This is a genomic window from Bacillus cereus group sp. MYBK5-2 (assembly GCF_051915685.1).
Lineage (GTDB): Bacteria > Bacillota > Bacilli > Bacillales > Bacillaceae_G > Bacillus_A > Bacillus_A cereus.
The window spans coordinates 153,646-169,611 of sequence record NZ_JBQAFE010000009.1 but is presented as its reverse complement, the minus strand read 5'-3'; the positions used below and the strand labels follow the sequence as shown (position 1 = coordinate 169,611).

The window sequence follows — 15,966 nt, the reverse complement described above, 5'->3', positions numbered from 1 at the left end:
ATCCAATGTGTTTCTTTATGGTAATAAATTTAAAACGCCCAGTTACCTTTACGGAAGATAGGCTCATGTCTGCCATCAGCAGTAATACCGTCAATATCAAGCTCAGCTGATCCAATCATGAAGTCGTTGTGTGTGATACTAGCGTTTGCGCCGTTTTCAGCAAGTTCTTCTTTAGACATTGTTTTTCCGCCAACTAAGTTAAATGCATAAGCATTTCCGATTGCAAGGTGGCAAGATGCATTTTCGTCAAATAGTGTATTGTAGAATAAAACATTTGTGTTTGAAATTGGTGAGTCATGAGGTACTAAAGCTACTTCTCCTAAGAAGTGAGAACCTTCATCTGTTTCTACTAAATGTTTTAAAGCTTCTTCACCAGCTTCAGCTTTATAGTCTACGATACGCCCGTTTTCAAATGTTAACGTGAAATTATCGATAATATTACCTGCAAATACTAACGGTTTTGTACTAGAAACTTGGCCGTTTACACCTGTTTTAAGTGGCATTGTAAATACTTCTTCAGTTGGAATATTAGCCATAAATGGTACGTTCTTTTCATTTAAGCTACCAGCACCAGCCCATACATGTTTTTCTGGAAGTTCGATTGTTAAATCTGTTCCAGGACCTGTATAGTGAAGAGCTTTATAATGCTTTTCGTTTAAGTAATCCACTTTTGTATGTAATGTTTCATCATGTTCTTTCCATGCTTCTACAGGATTTTCTAAATCAGCACGAGTAGCTTTGAAAATAGCATCCCATAACTTTGCTTCTTGTTCTTCTGGCGCTACGTCAGGGAATACTTTCGCAGCCCATTCTTTCGTAGGAACAGAAATGACACACCAGCTTACTTTATCTGCTTGTACGTAATCACGGTATACTTTCATTGCTTCTCCAGCTACTTTATGAGCTGTTGCAATACGCGATGCTTCTACACCTTTTAATAAATCAGGGTTTTCTGCATAGATAGACATAAATGCAGCGCCTTCTTTTGCTAATTCTTCACGAGCATGTGCTTTCCAAGATGGAAATTCAGCGAAAGCTTCTTCAGGAGCTAGATCGAACTTTAAGCGTGTTAACGTCTCATCATTCCAATCTACATATACGTGTTTTGCACCAGATTTATATGCTTTTTCTGTAACGAGGCGTACAAATTGTACAGCTTCAAGAGGTGCACTAATTGATAAAGTTTGTCCAGGTTGAATATTAACACCAACATTAACTGCAAGAGCAGCATATTTCTCTAACGTTTGTTCAAATGACATATGTATAATCTCCTTTAATTTGAAAGATTTCTTACTATATATAATACAAGAAAATTCTAAAAATATATATAAATATAAAGTAAAAAGAGAGCTCAAAATGTATTGAGCCCTTATATTTACTTAATTGAAGAAGCAAACTGCTCTACAGTCGTTGTATGGTGTATACGAACGCGCTTCATCTTTAACAATTCATCAGGTTCACCCTTCGTAATGAATTGCCCAGGCTTTGTCGTCGTCGCAAATTGATAATACTTCTTCGTTTCTGTAACAACCTTATCATCTACATGACCGAATGGATAAGCAATCGCGATAACAGGCTTACCTGTTATTTTTTCTAGTTTTTCTTTTGAACCTTTTAACTCTTCCTCATAGTTTGTAATTTTCGGTAAGTCTGCATGTGCTGCAGTATGAGATTGCACCGAGAAAATGCCGGAATCAACCATTTCTTTTATTTCAGAAGTAGACAATGCTCCTTCTACATCAACGTTATCAACAATCATATATTCTGTTGCTGCCGGTTTAAAAGTATCATCTTTTAGCTTTTGTAAAACGCGAAATGCATTCATATTATTTTTCATACCGTCATCAAATGTAACGAAAATCGGCTTATTTACTTTATTTATATCGCTCCAGCGTTCAAACGTTAAAAGCGTATAACCATTGTCTTTTAAATGTTTCATTTGTGCTTCAAAGTTAGCTGGTGATACGAATAAGTCTTTAATACCTTGACCATGATAATCATCGATTGCGTGATACATAAGAACAGGAACCTTTTGTTCGAAAGTAATAGTAGATTTCGTAAGCGGGATTGTTTTCCCATCTTCTTTCATTCCTGTTGCTTCAATTTGGAACTCACCGCGTTTTCCTTCAAATTCTTTTATGTCAAAAGGAATTGTAAATTGTTTCTCCTTTTCTTTAGAAGAAAAAGATTTAGCACGTTCCTTTCCATCAGCTGTGCGCCAAATTTTATATTGTACTTCATTTAAAGAATCTTTTAAGTCTGTAATATGAATACTTGTGTTTGTAGATTCGTGTGTGATGGGAGTATAAGAAATTTTACCTTGTTCTGGTAGAGTCTCTTTTTGTATAGCTACTTCTTGAACCTTTTTCTCTTTTTTAGGTTCTTGGCTTACATTGCTAGTATTGCAGCCTGCTAGAATGGCAGACGTACATAAAGCAATTGCTGCGTATTTTCTCATAAAAATCACCTTCTATTGTGTAGTATGTTGCATATTGACATTAAAATCCCCACCGCTATAAGAGTGGTGGGGATATACCCTTGTTCATCATATCATTTGAAGAAAATGAGGGGAATATGATTTTTAGGAGGCTATTAAGGTAATAGATTAGTGACTTTGAATAGATGTATTTTTTTGTTTCTTATTAGAATTAATAATAATATAACCGACTACAAAGATAAGAGGAATAATGAAGACATAGATAGGCATTCCCCATACATAATAGCTTTTCAGCGTTAAGACTAGTAAATGTAAGAAATCGAAAAGGGCGTGAATTTTCATAAGGTCCTCCAATGTTTTTTACAAATTATAACATTTAACGCTTATTATTTGTATAATTTGGAAAGTTATTTAAGCTAATTTTAAAGTAAGAAGAAGACATATTAATATGCAATTTTGCATAAGGATATGTATTTAATTAAAATATAAAGATTTTATACTATAATGAAAACCGCTATAAAACTAAGTAAGAATAATGTATGGAGTGGAGAATAGAAATGAAATATAAAAAAATAATATATATCTTTTTCATATCGCTATTTATAGTTGGTTGTCAAAGTGAAGTGAGTAAAGCGAATAGCGTGGAAGAGTATATTCCATCGCATCTTATGAATGCGGAAGTGACGGCGGATATTATGACACTAGAATTTCCTTATGAGATAAAAGAGAAATTAGAGAAAATAGGAAATAAAATGAGCGATAGTATTACAAATAATTTAGATTGGTATTTGAAGTATGCCGAAGAAGAAATTATACCGAAAAAAACGTTTCCTTATCATCAAAACTTAGGTATTACAAAAGAAGAATATGATTTTATGATAGATAAAATGAATAATGCAGAATATGTAAATACCAAAGACGGAAAACTCTTTTTTAAACAGAAAGATCATGAAATTCAAATTCTCTCTGATGAAAATTTGAAGCTAATTAAAAATATTCGAATTGATACAGAGAAGAATATAATTAAAACTCCTTTAGGAGAATGCGAATATGAAGGTGAAATAAAGGCGTCGGATGAACAAAAAGCTACTGGTCCATGGAGTGGGAAGATGTGGACTTTAAAAAGCGATGGATTACTTTATCATTTTTCATTAGGAAAGTTAAAAAACATAAACAAATCTATCATTTACATTTCAATAAAAGGTATATATAAAGATAGGATTATCAATACAGAAGAAGCAGTTGAATTTCACTCGGTTTCATAAAGAATCAAAAAAACACCTTACTTGTTAAAGTAAGGTGTTTTTTTATTAAATAAACAATCCAGCGATTGTCGCAGATAAAATAGAAGCAAGTGTTGATGCAAATAGCATTTTCCAACCAAATTTAGAAACAACGCTTCCTTGCTTTTCAGAAAGGGCACGGATTGTACCAACGATTGCACCAATTTGGCTAATACTTGCGAAGCTAATTAAGAATACTGTAACGATTCCAACTGTACGTGGAGCTAATGTTGTAGCTGTGTCTTTTAAATCAAGGATTGCTACAAACTCGTTTAAAACAATCTTCGTACCCATAATACCACCAGCTGGGATAATATCTTGAGTTGGAATGCCCATTAAGAATGCGAATGGAGAAAGTACGTAACCGAAGATTTGTTGTAAAGTAACAGCATGTCCCATTGCGCCTGAAGCTGCACTAATTACGTAGTTTACAACTTCCATCACACCGATAAAGGCGATCATTAATGCGGCAACGATACCAGCTACTTTTAAACCATCAAGCGCACCGTTAATCATTGCGCCGATAAAGCTGTCTCCGAATAGAGTTCTATCAAATTTTTGAATCACTTCATCTTCTTTCTTCGTATCAACTGGTGTTAATAACGAACAAACGATTAAGCTTGAGAATAAGTTTAGCGGAAGAGCTGCCAGTACGTATTTTGCATCTAACATCATTACGTATGATGCTGTAACAGAAGCAGAAACGGAGCTCATCGCAGAACAACAAATGATAAACATACGGTTTTTATTGAAATGCTGTAAATCGTTTTTAATAACGATTAACGCTTCACTTGAACCGAAGAATACAGAGTTTACTGCGTGGAATGACTCAACACGTGGTAAACCAGTAATTTTTGAAATAGCACCGCCGACAACGCGAACGATGAATGGTAAAACACCTAAATAACTAAAGATTGAAAGTAGTGCTGAGAAAAATACGATAATTAATAATACGTTTAAGAAAAAGACAAAATCTCTGTGAATTCCATTAAAGAGAAAATCGACACCTGTCGTACCAAGTTTAATTAGTTTGTTGAAAACTTTACTAATGAAAATAATGATTTGTTGACCAATCTTTGTAGCAAACATAAACCAACCGATTAAAATTTGGAAACCAATCATAATTGCAATTGCACGGAAGTTGATTTTACTTTTGTTGTTTGACAAAGCAAAACATAAACCTAACACGGCAATAATACCGATAATGCTCATTACATATTGCATGTAGTTGCCCCTTTCAGAAGTTCGTATAAAGTTTGTACATAAAACGCTCGTTATATTACTAAAAATAAAGGAATGAGGTTTTATGTCATACGTAAGATGTCTGACCTTTTAGAAAAATAAAAATAAAAAAAGACCCATATGGATTCACTTTCATCTATGAGAGAAAGCTAATCAATATGAGTCCTTTTTTGCGCATAGGCTAATATTCATTAGTTTTCCCCATAGTCCAGCAATTTAAGGTTGCCGGGTAGAAACTCTCGATCCATATTATCAAGTATATATGAGGTAACATCGTCCGTATTAAATTAGTAGTAGCGTAACATTAACAGAGAAGTATCGTCAATAGCTTTTTTTCTTCCAATAGAAAAAGACCATATAAGTATGATAAAATGTAACGCAGTGTTATGAAAAAGAGAGGTCGGAAAATGAGTACTAAAATGACGCCACCAGTTGAGAAAAACGAGTTTATAGATGTAGTATTTGAAGATTTAACACATGATGGTGCCGGTGTTGCGAAAGTAAAGGGCTATCCTATTTTCGTTAAAAACGGATTACCAGGTGAAAAAGCGCAAATTAAAATTATTAAAGTGAAGAAAAACTTCGCATTTGGTCGTTTAATGAAGCTTCATACAGAAAGTCCATATCGTAAAGATGCTGAATGCCCAGTATATAATCAGTGCGGCGGTTGTCAGCTTCAGCACTTAACTTATGAAGGACAATTACAAGCGAAAGAAAAACAAGTACGTGACGTTATGCAGCGTATCGGAGGACTAGCTGATGTTCCTGTTCATCCTGTACTTGGCATGAAGAATCCGTGGGTATACCGTAATAAAGCACAAGTACCAATCGGAGAACGTGAAGGCGGACTTGTAGCTGGTTTTTATCGCCAAGGAACGCATGACATCATTAATATGGAATCATGCTTAATTCAGGCAGAAGAAAACGATACATTAATCCAAGAAGTAAAACGTATTTGTGAAAAGCACGGTATCACTGCGTACAACGAAGAGCGTAACAAAGGAACACTTCGTCACGTAATGGCTCGTTACGGACAAGTAACAGGGGAAATTATGCTTGTCTTCATTACGCGTACAGCAGAATTGCCGAACAAAAAAGCAATTATTGAAGAAATTGCAGCGAAATTCCCAGAAGTAAAATCAATTGTTCAAAACGTAAATACGAAGCGTACGAATGTAATTTTCGGAGACAAAACGACAGTACTGTACGGATCAGAATACATTTATGACTTTATCGGTGACATTAAATTTGCGATTTCAGCACGTTCATTCTATCAAGTAAACCCAGAGCAAACGAAAGTGCTTTACGATAAAACGTTAGAATACGCAAAATTAAATGGTAACGAAACAGTAATCGATGCCTATTGCGGAATCGGATCAATCTCGTTATTCCTAGCGCAAAAAGCGAAAAAAGTGTACGGCGTTGAAATCGTCCCAGAAGCAATCGAAGACGCAAACCGAAACGCAGCACTAAACAACATGACAAACGCTGAATTTGGCGTAGGAGAAGCAGAAGTAGTCATTCCAAAATGGTACAAAGAAGGCGTAATCGCCGACACAATGGTCGTAGACCCACCGCGTAAAGGCTGTGACGAAGCATTACTAAATACAATCATCGACATGAAGCCAAACCGCGTCGTATACGTATCGTGTAACCCAGCAACATTAGCACGTGATTTAAAAGTACTAGAAGAAGGCGGATATAAAACACAGGAAGTACAACCTGTTGATATGTTCCCGCATACGACTCACGTAGAGTGTGTGGCTTGGCTTAAGTTGGTATAATAGGAAAGCAGTTGATATAGGGGAAATCTATACCACCTGCTTTTTGGTTTACAAAAATACCATTCATAAGCGATTTTAGTTAAAATAAATATTGCTGATTTTCACAAATTATAAATTGAGATTTTGAAATTGTATTCATAGTGAGAGGATTTGAATTTGAAATGATAGATAATTTTTGGCGTGAATTACCACGACCATTTTTCGTACTTGCACCAATGGAAGATGTGACAGACGTTGTTTTCCGTCACGTAGTAAGTGAAGCAGGTCGTCCGGACGTATTCTTCACAGAGTTTACAAACTCGGATAGCTATTGTCATCCAGAAGGTATGAAAAGTGTACGTGGCCGTTTAATTTTTACAGAAGACGAACAGCCGATGGTGGCACATATTTGGGGAGACAATCCCGAATACTTCCGTCAAATGAGTATTGGTATGGCAGAACTAGGATTTAAAGGCATCGATATTAACATGGGTTGCCCAGTACCGAACGTTGCATCAAGAGGAAAAGGTAGTGGCCTTATTCTACGTCCAGACGTTGCGGCAGAACTTATCCAAGCAGCAAAAGCGGGCGGACTACCTGTCAGCGTAAAAACACGACTTGGCTTTAAAGAGTTAAGCGAGTGGGAAGATTGGTTAACGCACATTTTCAAACAAGATATTGCAAACCTTTCTATTCACTTACGTACAAGAGAAGAAATGAGCCAAGTAGATGCGCATTGGGAACTAATTCCGGAAATTAAAAAATTACGTGACCGTATCGCACCAAATACGTTAATAACAATCAATGGAGACATCCTTGATCGTAAAATGGGGCTGGAACTTGCTGAAAAATACGGCATTGATGGCGTAATGATCGGACGAGGCATCTTCAAAAATCCATTTGCTTTTGAAAAAGAGCCAAGAGAGCATAGCAGTAAAGAGCACCTAGATCTTTTAAGACTACAACTTGATCTTCAAGATCAATATGCAGAAGTACTGCCACGCTCAATCACAGGGCTTCACCGCTTCTTCAAAATTTATGTAAAAGGCTTCCCTGGAGCTGCTGAATTGAGAAATCAATTGATGAGTACGAAATCGACTGATGAGGTGCGTGGATTGCTTGATAAGTTTGAGGCTAGTGTTGGTGAGGCACAGAATGGTGAGACGGTTTAACTTTTAAGCAGTTAAATCATTTCATATGTAGTGCATGACATGAGTGAGTTGAAAATAAGTGCAGAGCTGGAAAAGAACAGTGTATTTGAGAAATCAAAACACTGTTTTTTTTCTTTTAGTTAATGTTAAGAGAGAAATCCTTTTATAGGCATATAAAAAACATGTAAGAGCGCTGTAGATACAATGATAGAGAAAAGTTCGGGTAAGACTATAAAACATATCTTTAAAATGTTAAAGTATTAATTTAGCGGACAATAATTAAAAGGTTAGATTAAACATGATAATTTAAAGTAGGTTATAGCATAAACTTTAACCGCTGAATAAATAATCAACATTTCAGGAGGGAAACCCAATGGCAATGAGCAACAACGATATATTAAAAAGAGTACGATACGCTTTAGATATAAAAGACATAGATATGGTAGAAATCTTTAAACTTGGCGGGATGGAAGTAACGAAAGAAGACGTAGTTGATATGCTTACAAAAATAAAGAGAGCTCCTCAGCATGAAGCTGAAAATGATGAGGTAGCTGAAGATGAGTACGTAAAAACATGCGATATGATGATGTTAGAGGCATTTTTAAATGGATTTATTACTTTAAAAAGAGGAAAGCAAGATCCGAAACCAGGGCAGCCTGCACCTGTACAGAGCAAGGAGAGTGCCAATAACCTTCTTCTAAAGAAAATGAAAATCGCACTATCTTTAACGAGTGAGGATGTACTTGATATATTAGATAGCGTAGGCGTTACGGTAACAAAAGGAGAGTTAGGCGCTCTATTAAGAAAGAAAGGCCATAAAAATTACAAAGAGTGCGGCGATAGATACGCAAGGAATTTCATTAAGGGATTAGGTGTAAAGTATAGAGGATAATAAGCTTGCTAAAGCAGTAAATGATATAATAGGTAGAGTAGGACGTTCGTATCCTACTCTTTTTTATTTGTAAAAATACTATGCTAGGTGATGAAATGGTACATACATATTTAGGTGAGACAATTAATTTTCATATAACTTATAAGAAGAAAAAGTCCGTGCGTCTTTTTGTGGATTCGTATGGAAATGTGGAAGTGCAAGCTCCGAAAGGAACACCTGTTGAATACTTAGTCCAGTTGCTAGAGGAGAAGTGGGATTGGATTCAGGCAACACGTAAGGAAATGCAGGAGAGAGCGCTTGGACCACAGGAAAAGGACTATGATCAAGGAGAGGGCTTTCTATATTTAGGAAGTACGTATCCGATACAGATTTCCCAAGATGCAAGCATTGAGCAAGACAATGCGATTTTTGAAGGGGATAAGTTACATATTTATGTGAAAGAGCTTAAGGATGAGAAAATACAACAAGCTTTAAAACGATTTTACTATAAGCAGTGTAAATCTTTAGTAGAGAAGAGTATTAAAGCGCATCAAAGTAATTTCAAAACAAAACCACGTTCTATTCGTATTACAGATAGTAGTCGTACTTGGGGTACTTGCGATTCAAATTTACAACTAACATTCAATTGGAAGCTAGCAATGGCACCACAGCGAGTAATTGACTATGTAGTCGTTCATGAAATGTGTCATATGGTTCATTTAAATCATGATCGCTCTTTTTGGCGTCTTGTCGGGAAGATAATGCCTGATTATAAAGAAATGGAGAATTGGTTAGCGTTATCTAGTTGGAAGATGACGGTTTAGGAAGGGATATCGATTTTTGTCTGTAAATCGATATTTCTTGTCGAATCGTTGATATATTGTGAGTTTTGATAGATATATTTTAAAAATCGTTGATATATTGTAAGTTATGATAGATATATTCGAAAAATCGTTGATATAATTTCATTTACCACAGGATTGTTCAACAAATCGAAAAGAGAAGAGGTCACAGCAGACATCTCCTCTTTTCGACCATATAGATTATCGCCCAAACTTCACAATGAAAGTATCTGCTGTTTTCTCCATCTCATACCCAAGATACCCCTCCGAAAGCAAAGCCTGCTGTCCACTAGCATCACTCATTAGAATACTTTGAATATCCGTCCAATCGCTTTCTTTATCTCCGCGCAATTTCTTCACAAAAACATACCGCAGACTACCACCATACTTCTCCTTTAGCGCAGCAATCGCCATCCCTTGCGCAAACTTATCCTTCAAACTCGGGATGTTAAAAGGAGCAACGGTGCAGCATACATAATCATATTTGCTATCTTCTTTTTGTAATTCGTCCATGATGACGTTTGCTAATATTTTTTGCATCCCATTTCCTCGGCAGTTCGGATGAACGTTTGAGATTTCTTGATAGATGACGCGGTGTAGCTCACTTTCTGGCAAACCAATATCGAGCCCTAAATGTTCATCATCGATAGGAGGGACGAGTAGAGCGCGAAATGCGATGAGTTCGTTTTCGATAAAAGCACCGATCATCATGCCGTTTCCTTCTAGAATGTATTGAAATTCTTCTTGTGAGAGTGGTTGTAAACGACTTTTATCTTCTAGTGCTTCAACTACGATGTTTTGTAGTGATAAAATTTGTTCGATGTGCTCTAGTGATAGTAATGTAACGTGAAATGATTCGTTATTTTGTTTTAATGTTCCTTCGTATAGAACCGTCATATGATAGTCCTCCTTTAGCGTACAACGTCTTGAAAGACGGTTAGTTCTTGTAATGTATCTTCGTTTATTTCAATGCCGAGTCCCGGCTTTTCGTTTAAGCGAATGAATGGTACATCGTAATGTAAGTTTCCAATGTCTTTTGTGAATTTTAATGGTCCTGTTAGCTCTACGCTCGTAATGATTTTCTTTGAGAAAGCGACATGGAATCCTGCGGAAGAGGCAACAGATGATTCGACCATTGATCCTACTTGGCATTCAATGCCGGCCATTTCAGCTTGATGAGCGAGCTTTACAGCTGGATATATGCCGCCGCATTTCATTAGTTTTATATTTACTTTATCAGCAGCTTCTAATTTAATAATTTGGCGCATTTCACGAGAACTTTTTAATCCTTCATCAATCATAAGCGGGAGGTCTGTTTTAGAACGAATATGGGCCATGGCATCAATATTGTCCGCGATAACAGGTTGTTCAATCCAGTCAATGTTTAAATGTCCTAATGAACGTAGTGCTGTTAATGTGTTTGCGCTATTTTTCCAGCCTTGGTTTACATCAACGCGAATAGCGATGTCATTTCCTACACGTTCTCGTACAGCTTCAATACGTTTTACATCTTCTTTTACATTTGTACCAACTTTCATTTTGAAAGATTGGTAACCTTTTTGAATCATAGAAGCAGCTTCTTCAGCCATGTTTTCTGGATCGGCAATACTTAAAACGTGAGTGACAGGGAATTCTTCATGGTAGCGCCCGCCAATTAATTGATATACAGGTTGATTTAGTTTTTTGCCCATTATATCAAAACAAGCAATATCAATTGCGGCTTTCGCTGTTGGAACACCGTAAATTGTATTGTCCATCATGTCGTGTATTTTTTCGATATTCATTGGATTTTGCCCGATTAGAGCAGGGGTTAGCGTATGTTTTAAAGTATGGAAAGTACTTTCCCATGATTCACCTGTGACGTGATCATCAGCAACGCCTTCACCGTAACCGATAATACCTTCATCCGTTTCCATTTTGACGATAATAGAGGGCATATCAGAATAAGAGCCATAACTAATAACAAACGGATTGCGAAGTGGTAAACGAATTGCGTAAAGATGAATAGCTGTAATTTTCATTGAATAGAAACCCCTTCCTGTTTACAATAGTTTTATACATTTGATATAGTTGACGTTAAATAGTCGTTAATTAATGATAAGGAGTTAGAGAAAATGATGATAAAAATTGCAGTTGTCGGTTCAAAGGAATTTATGGACAACCTTTTTCCCATTGCTCAAAAATTAGAAGGAATAGAAATTGATCCATATATTTACCTTCATCCGGCGGAATCTTCTGAACTATTAAAGTGTTTAAAGCCTTGTGATGTCATCTTTTTCTCAGGTGCTTTACCTTATTATATGGCAAAAGAAATAAGAGAACAATTACGAATTCCAAGTATATACTTACAGCAAGACGAGACAACTGTCGCATCTTCAATTCTTTCTATCATGTATCATCAAAGTATTCAACCACATAACATTTCCATCGATTTAGTAGACCGCTCTTTTATTACAAATGTGTTCCATGATATCGGTATAAAAGAAAGCCCGCAAGTGTTGGATTATGAAAATATGCTGTGGAGTAAAGATGAGATAAATAGAGTTATCGATTTTCATGTAGCTAAATATCAATCTGGAGAGGCTCATTTAGCTTTAACTAGTATTCACGCTGTTTACGACGAGCTTCAAAAAATAGGTGTTCCTTCAGAGCGTATGATTGATCCAACACAATCCATTATACATGGGCTAAAAGATGCAAAAATAAAAGCTGAGTTAGCAAAAAGCTATTCAGCTACTGTTGGTGCTTGTATTATTTCTTCCCTAGAATTACGAACGAGTTTGCTTGAAAAACTAGATGTCATTTCAAAAGAACTACGTGGTTCATTTAAACAAGTGGATGAAATGACATGCATTTTGTATACAACTCGTGGTGATATCGAATCGATTATTAAAACAAATGAGATAGATAACTTGTTTGCGAGCGTAGAAGGAACGATAGCTATTGGATTTGGTTATGGGAAAACCGTGAAAGAAGCGGAGCAAAATGCAAAAATTGCTCAAAGTTTTGCAAAGAACAATCCAATAGATCGTTGTTTTTATATACTAACAAGTGATAAAGATTTGTTTGGTCCGTTCCCGAAAGAACAGAGAGTACAAAGTTTGAAAAATGATAATCCGGAACTAATGAAAATAGCGAAGGAAACGAAGCTTAGTCCGGCCAACTTGTCAAAAATCATTCAATTTAGTCAATCGCACCCGTCATTGAAGTTTACAGCAGCTGACCTTTCTGAGTATTTACAAGTGACTCGAAGATCGACAGAAAGGTTGTTAAAGAAATTAGTTGATTACGGGTATGCTCATATTTGCGGCGAGGAAATGCCCTATCAACAAGGGCGACCTCGCGCACTATATGAACTGAATTTACCGCTATTTTTAAGCTTCTAGTTGAGCTTTTTGTTTCTTTAGTAGTTCTGCTTTTTCAATGTCTGATAGTTTTACAATTGTGAAGCCTGTTATACCATAAATGATTGAGATAATAGGTACGATGAAATTCAAAATAGCATAAGGGGCATATTCAAATGCACCTACGCCAAGTGTAGCGAGAATAAATACACCGCACGTATTCCAAGGAACGAAGACAGAAGTTAATGTTCCGCCATCTTCTAATGCTCTGGATAAGTTTTTTGAATGTAGTCCTTTTTCCGTGTATGCATTTGCGTACATTCTTGAAGGGACAACAATTGAAATATATTGTTCAGAGCAAGTAAGGTTTGTTGCAAAACAAGATGCGATAGTAGAAGCGATAAGCCCTTTTGCTGATGTCGCTAACTTTAAAATTTGATTTACAATTGAGCGAAGAATACCTGTATGTTCTAATACTCCTCCGAAAGTCATAGCGACAATTGTCATCGAGACTGTATTCATCATCGAATCTAAGCCACCGCGGTTAAATAGTTCGTCTACTAGCTTGTTTCCAGTGTCTATAACAAATCCAGCTTGGAGTGCACCGACAGATGCTGAGACAGAACCACCTTGAATAAAGACTTGTGATAAAAATCCTAAAATAATACCGACGAGAATCGCTGGTATAGCAGGGACCTTTTTAGCGACCAATACCATAACGACTACGGGTATAATGAGTAGGAAAGGTGAGATAACAAAGTTTTGTTGCAATACTTGTAACGTTTGATCGATGCTCTTCGCATCAATATTGTTAGCGCCGAAGCTTCTTCCTAAGACCGCGTAGACGATAAGAGTAATAATTAAACCTGGAACTGTAGTAAATAACATATGACGAATGTGTGCGAATAAATCTGTATTTGTTAATCCTGCGGCTAAGTTAGTTGTGTCTGAAAGCGGTGACATTTTATCGCCAAAATAAGAGCCTGAAATAATGGCACCAGCAACCATTGGAGCTGGAATTCCCATACTTAGGCCAATTCCCATTCCAGCAACACCAATTGTGCCCATTGTAGACCAAGAGCTACCAATTGCTAATGCTACGATAGAACAAATGACGGTAATGGAAACTAAAAATAGTGATGGAGTTAAAAGTTTTAAACCGTAATAAATCATCGTTGCGACGATTCCACCGCCAATCCAAGCACCAATTGTTAAGCCAACAAGAATAATAATGACGATAGCGGGTAATGCAAGACGAATCCCTTTATACATTGCTTCTTCAAGATCATTCCATTTGTAACCGTAACGCCAAGCGACAATAGAAGCAACGGTTGTACCAATAATAAGTGGAACGTGAGGGGTTTGTTTTAATACAACAATTGTAACCATCATAACTGCAACGGTAATGATAATAGGGATAATCGCTATTCCAAAAGGTATTTCTTTTTTCATAAAGTTCCTCCTTGTTACGTATGTTTGTTTGTATTTTTAGAATTGTCGTAAAATAGACGTTTATTAGGTTATGATAACTAAAAGTTTATGTAAGCGTCAACATAAAAAACAGAAAATAAGGAATGTTCTAGTTGTTTGTTTAGTTTGTAATATAAGTGCAGAGTAAGCTTTTTAAGTATTTAAAAATAAATAATTGACTTTTTTCTTAAAATTCAATATGTTCATAAAAACATCTGTTTTTCATAAGTATAATTAACCCGAATCGTTTGTAATGTGGGAAGGAGACTGGAACGTTGAAAACATTAGAACTACAAGAGCGCTTAACGGAGATTTTTCAGCATTTACACGAAAACCCTGAAGTAAGTTGGAAAGAATATGAAACGACAGCGTATATTACTGACTTTTTAAAAGAAGAAGGAATTTCATATAGAACATTTGATGATTGTCCAGGTGTAATTGCTGAGATTGGAGGCGGGAATCCAGTTATTGCGATTCGTGCTGATATGGATGCACTTTGGCAAGAAGTAAATGGAGAATTTAAAGCGAACCATTCATGTGGCCATGATGCTCATATGACCATTGTAATGGGACTTATTTTACAATTGAAAAATATGAGATGGAAAAGTGGTACGGTTAGATTTATTTTTCAGCCAGCAGAAGAGAAGGGGAATGGTGCTTTGAAGATGGTGGAGAAAGGTGCTGTAGATGATGCTGATTTCTTATTTGGCGTCCATCTAAGACCAATTGAAGAACTATCTTTGAAACAAGCAGCCCCATCTATTCGTCATGGAGCAGCAGGATTTTTAGAGGGTATGATTCATGGGGAGGATGCACACGGGGCAAGACCACATCAAGGTGTGAATGCAATTGATGTCATTTCCATGATTAATATCGGTTTGAAAAATATCTGGCTGCCACCGCAAAGTTCTTATTCAGTAAAAATGACGAGATGCCAAGCTGGTGGTGATAATTTAAATATTATTCCGGGAAATGGTCATTTCAGTTTAGATGTAAGAGCAGAGAGTAATATACTATTAGAAGAATTAAAGAAAAAGATTGAGCATGTAATAGAATCAGCTGCATCGATGGGATCAAAAACTTCATACGAATGGATGGATCTTGCACCAGGAGCAGAGGTTTCCGAAGAAGCAGAGCGCTTTATGCGTAAAGGTATTCTCGAAGTGTATGGGGAAGAGAGATGCACAGGGCCTCTCTATACGACAGGAAGCGATGATTTCCATTACTATACAGTGAAAAGACCACATTTAAAAGCTGTCATGCTTGGACTAGGAGCAGACCTACAACCTGGATTACACCATCCGTATATGAGGTTTGATCATAGTTGTATTATGGATGGGGTAGAAATATTGAAACAAACTGTATTGAAAGTGTTAGAAGACAGGGGCTAGAGAGCTCCTGTTTTTTTGTCGTGAATTGTCGGCAAATCGATATATTTGAAAAACCGTTGATATATTTTGAGTTATGATAGATATATTGAGAAAATCGTTGATATATTTGAAGTTACGATAGATATATTGAGAAAATCGTTAATATAATTTCACGTACCTATTAATTTGATGA

General features: G+C 36.3%; 14 protein-coding genes and 1 riboswitch. Of the genes, 7 read left to right on the top strand and 7 right to left on the bottom strand.

Features of this window, described 5'->3' with window-relative positions:
- Positions 1-29: 29 nt before the first annotated feature.
- The 3 genes from ACTFP3_RS24550 to ACTFP3_RS24540 all read right to left on the bottom strand — a co-directional run bounded on the left by ACTFP3_RS24550 (position 30) and on the right by ACTFP3_RS24540 (position 2,779).
- Positions 30-1,259, bottom strand: coding sequence for an aminopeptidase (locus ACTFP3_RS24550; RefSeq protein ID WP_000007349.1), 1,230 nt, complete (start codon positions 1,257-1,259; stop codon positions 30-32).
- Positions 1,260-1,375: 116 nt separating this feature from the next.
- Positions 1,376-2,458, bottom strand: coding sequence for a polysaccharide deacetylase family protein (locus tag ACTFP3_RS24545; protein WP_326036202.1), 1,083 nt, complete (start codon positions 2,456-2,458; stop codon positions 1,376-1,378).
- A 147-nt stretch (positions 2,459-2,605) separates the two neighbouring features.
- Positions 2,606-2,779 (bottom strand): hypothetical protein, encoded by a 174-nt coding sequence (locus ACTFP3_RS24540; protein WP_000690673.1) that lies wholly within the window; start codon positions 2,777-2,779, stop codon positions 2,606-2,608.
- Between the two features lie 215 nt (positions 2,780-2,994).
- Here ACTFP3_RS24540 and ACTFP3_RS24535 point away from each other — a divergent pair, with 215 nt between their 5' ends.
- A complete protein-coding gene (locus tag ACTFP3_RS24535) occupies positions 2,995-3,702 on the top strand; it encodes a hypothetical protein (protein ID WP_000875597.1) in 708 nt (235 codons plus the stop codon).
- 45 nt (positions 3,703-3,747) lie between these two features.
- Here ACTFP3_RS24535 and ACTFP3_RS24530 read toward each other — a convergent pair whose 3' ends face one another.
- Positions 3,748-4,944, bottom strand: coding sequence for a NupC/NupG family nucleoside CNT transporter (locus ACTFP3_RS24530; RefSeq protein ID WP_001200484.1), 1,197 nt, complete (start codon positions 4,942-4,944; stop codon positions 3,748-3,750).
- A gap of 202 nt (positions 4,945-5,146) precedes the next feature.
- A riboswitch (purine riboswitch) is annotated at positions 5,147-5,248 on the bottom strand.
- Between the two features lie 121 nt (positions 5,249-5,369).
- Between ACTFP3_RS24530 and rlmD the strand changes: the two genes are divergently transcribed.
- The 4 genes from rlmD to ACTFP3_RS24510 all read left to right on the top strand — a co-directional run bounded on the left by rlmD (position 5,370) and on the right by ACTFP3_RS24510 (position 9,571).
- Entirely contained in the window at positions 5,370-6,746 is a 1,377-nt protein-coding gene (rlmD, locus tag ACTFP3_RS24525; RefSeq protein WP_326036201.1) for a 23S rRNA (uracil(1939)-C(5))-methyltransferase RlmD, read from the top strand.
- Between the two features lie 161 nt (positions 6,747-6,907).
- The gene (locus ACTFP3_RS24520; protein ID WP_000566710.1) at positions 6,908-7,897 is read left to right on the top strand and encodes a tRNA dihydrouridine synthase; all 990 of its coding nucleotides are present in this window, start codon (positions 6,908-6,910) and stop codon (positions 7,895-7,897) included.
- A gap of 352 nt (positions 7,898-8,249) precedes the next feature.
- The gene (locus ACTFP3_RS24515) at positions 8,250-8,768 is read left to right on the top strand and encodes a DUF1456 family protein (RefSeq protein WP_001251702.1); all 519 of its coding nucleotides are present in this window, start codon (positions 8,250-8,252) and stop codon (positions 8,766-8,768) included.
- A gap of 95 nt (positions 8,769-8,863) precedes the next feature.
- Complete coding sequence (locus tag ACTFP3_RS24510; RefSeq protein ID WP_000233742.1) at positions 8,864-9,571, top strand: M48 family metallopeptidase; 708 nt, start codon at positions 8,864-8,866, stop codon at positions 9,569-9,571.
- A 219-nt stretch (positions 9,572-9,790) separates the two neighbouring features.
- Here ACTFP3_RS24510 and ACTFP3_RS24505 read toward each other — a convergent pair whose 3' ends face one another.
- Positions 9,791-10,486, bottom strand: coding sequence for a hypothetical protein (locus ACTFP3_RS24505; protein WP_000217549.1), 696 nt, complete (start codon positions 10,484-10,486; stop codon positions 9,791-9,793).
- 14 nt (positions 10,487-10,500) lie between these two features.
- Complete coding sequence (locus ACTFP3_RS24500; protein WP_440011468.1) at positions 10,501-11,610, bottom strand: mandelate racemase/muconate lactonizing enzyme family protein; 1,110 nt, start codon at positions 11,608-11,610, stop codon at positions 10,501-10,503.
- Between the two features lie 93 nt (positions 11,611-11,703).
- Between ACTFP3_RS24500 and ACTFP3_RS24495 the strand changes: the two genes are divergently transcribed.
- Complete coding sequence (locus tag ACTFP3_RS24495) at positions 11,704-12,975, top strand: transcriptional regulator (RefSeq protein ID WP_440011466.1); 1,272 nt, start codon at positions 11,704-11,706, stop codon at positions 12,973-12,975.
- Here the strand turns inward: ACTFP3_RS24495 and nhaC are convergent.
- Positions 12,964-14,385, bottom strand: a complete 1,422-nt coding sequence (gene nhaC, locus ACTFP3_RS24490; RefSeq protein ID WP_017657392.1) for a Na+/H+ antiporter NhaC — start codon at positions 14,383-14,385, stop codon at positions 12,964-12,966. The two genes, ACTFP3_RS24495 and nhaC, sit on opposite strands and share 12 nt — an antisense overlap.
- 293 nt (positions 14,386-14,678) lie before the next feature.
- Between nhaC and ACTFP3_RS24485 the strand changes: the two genes are divergently transcribed.
- Entirely contained in the window at positions 14,679-15,794 is a 1,116-nt protein-coding gene (locus ACTFP3_RS24485) for a M20 peptidase aminoacylase family protein (RefSeq protein WP_000853516.1), read from the top strand.
- Positions 15,795-15,966: the final 172 nt, after the last annotated feature.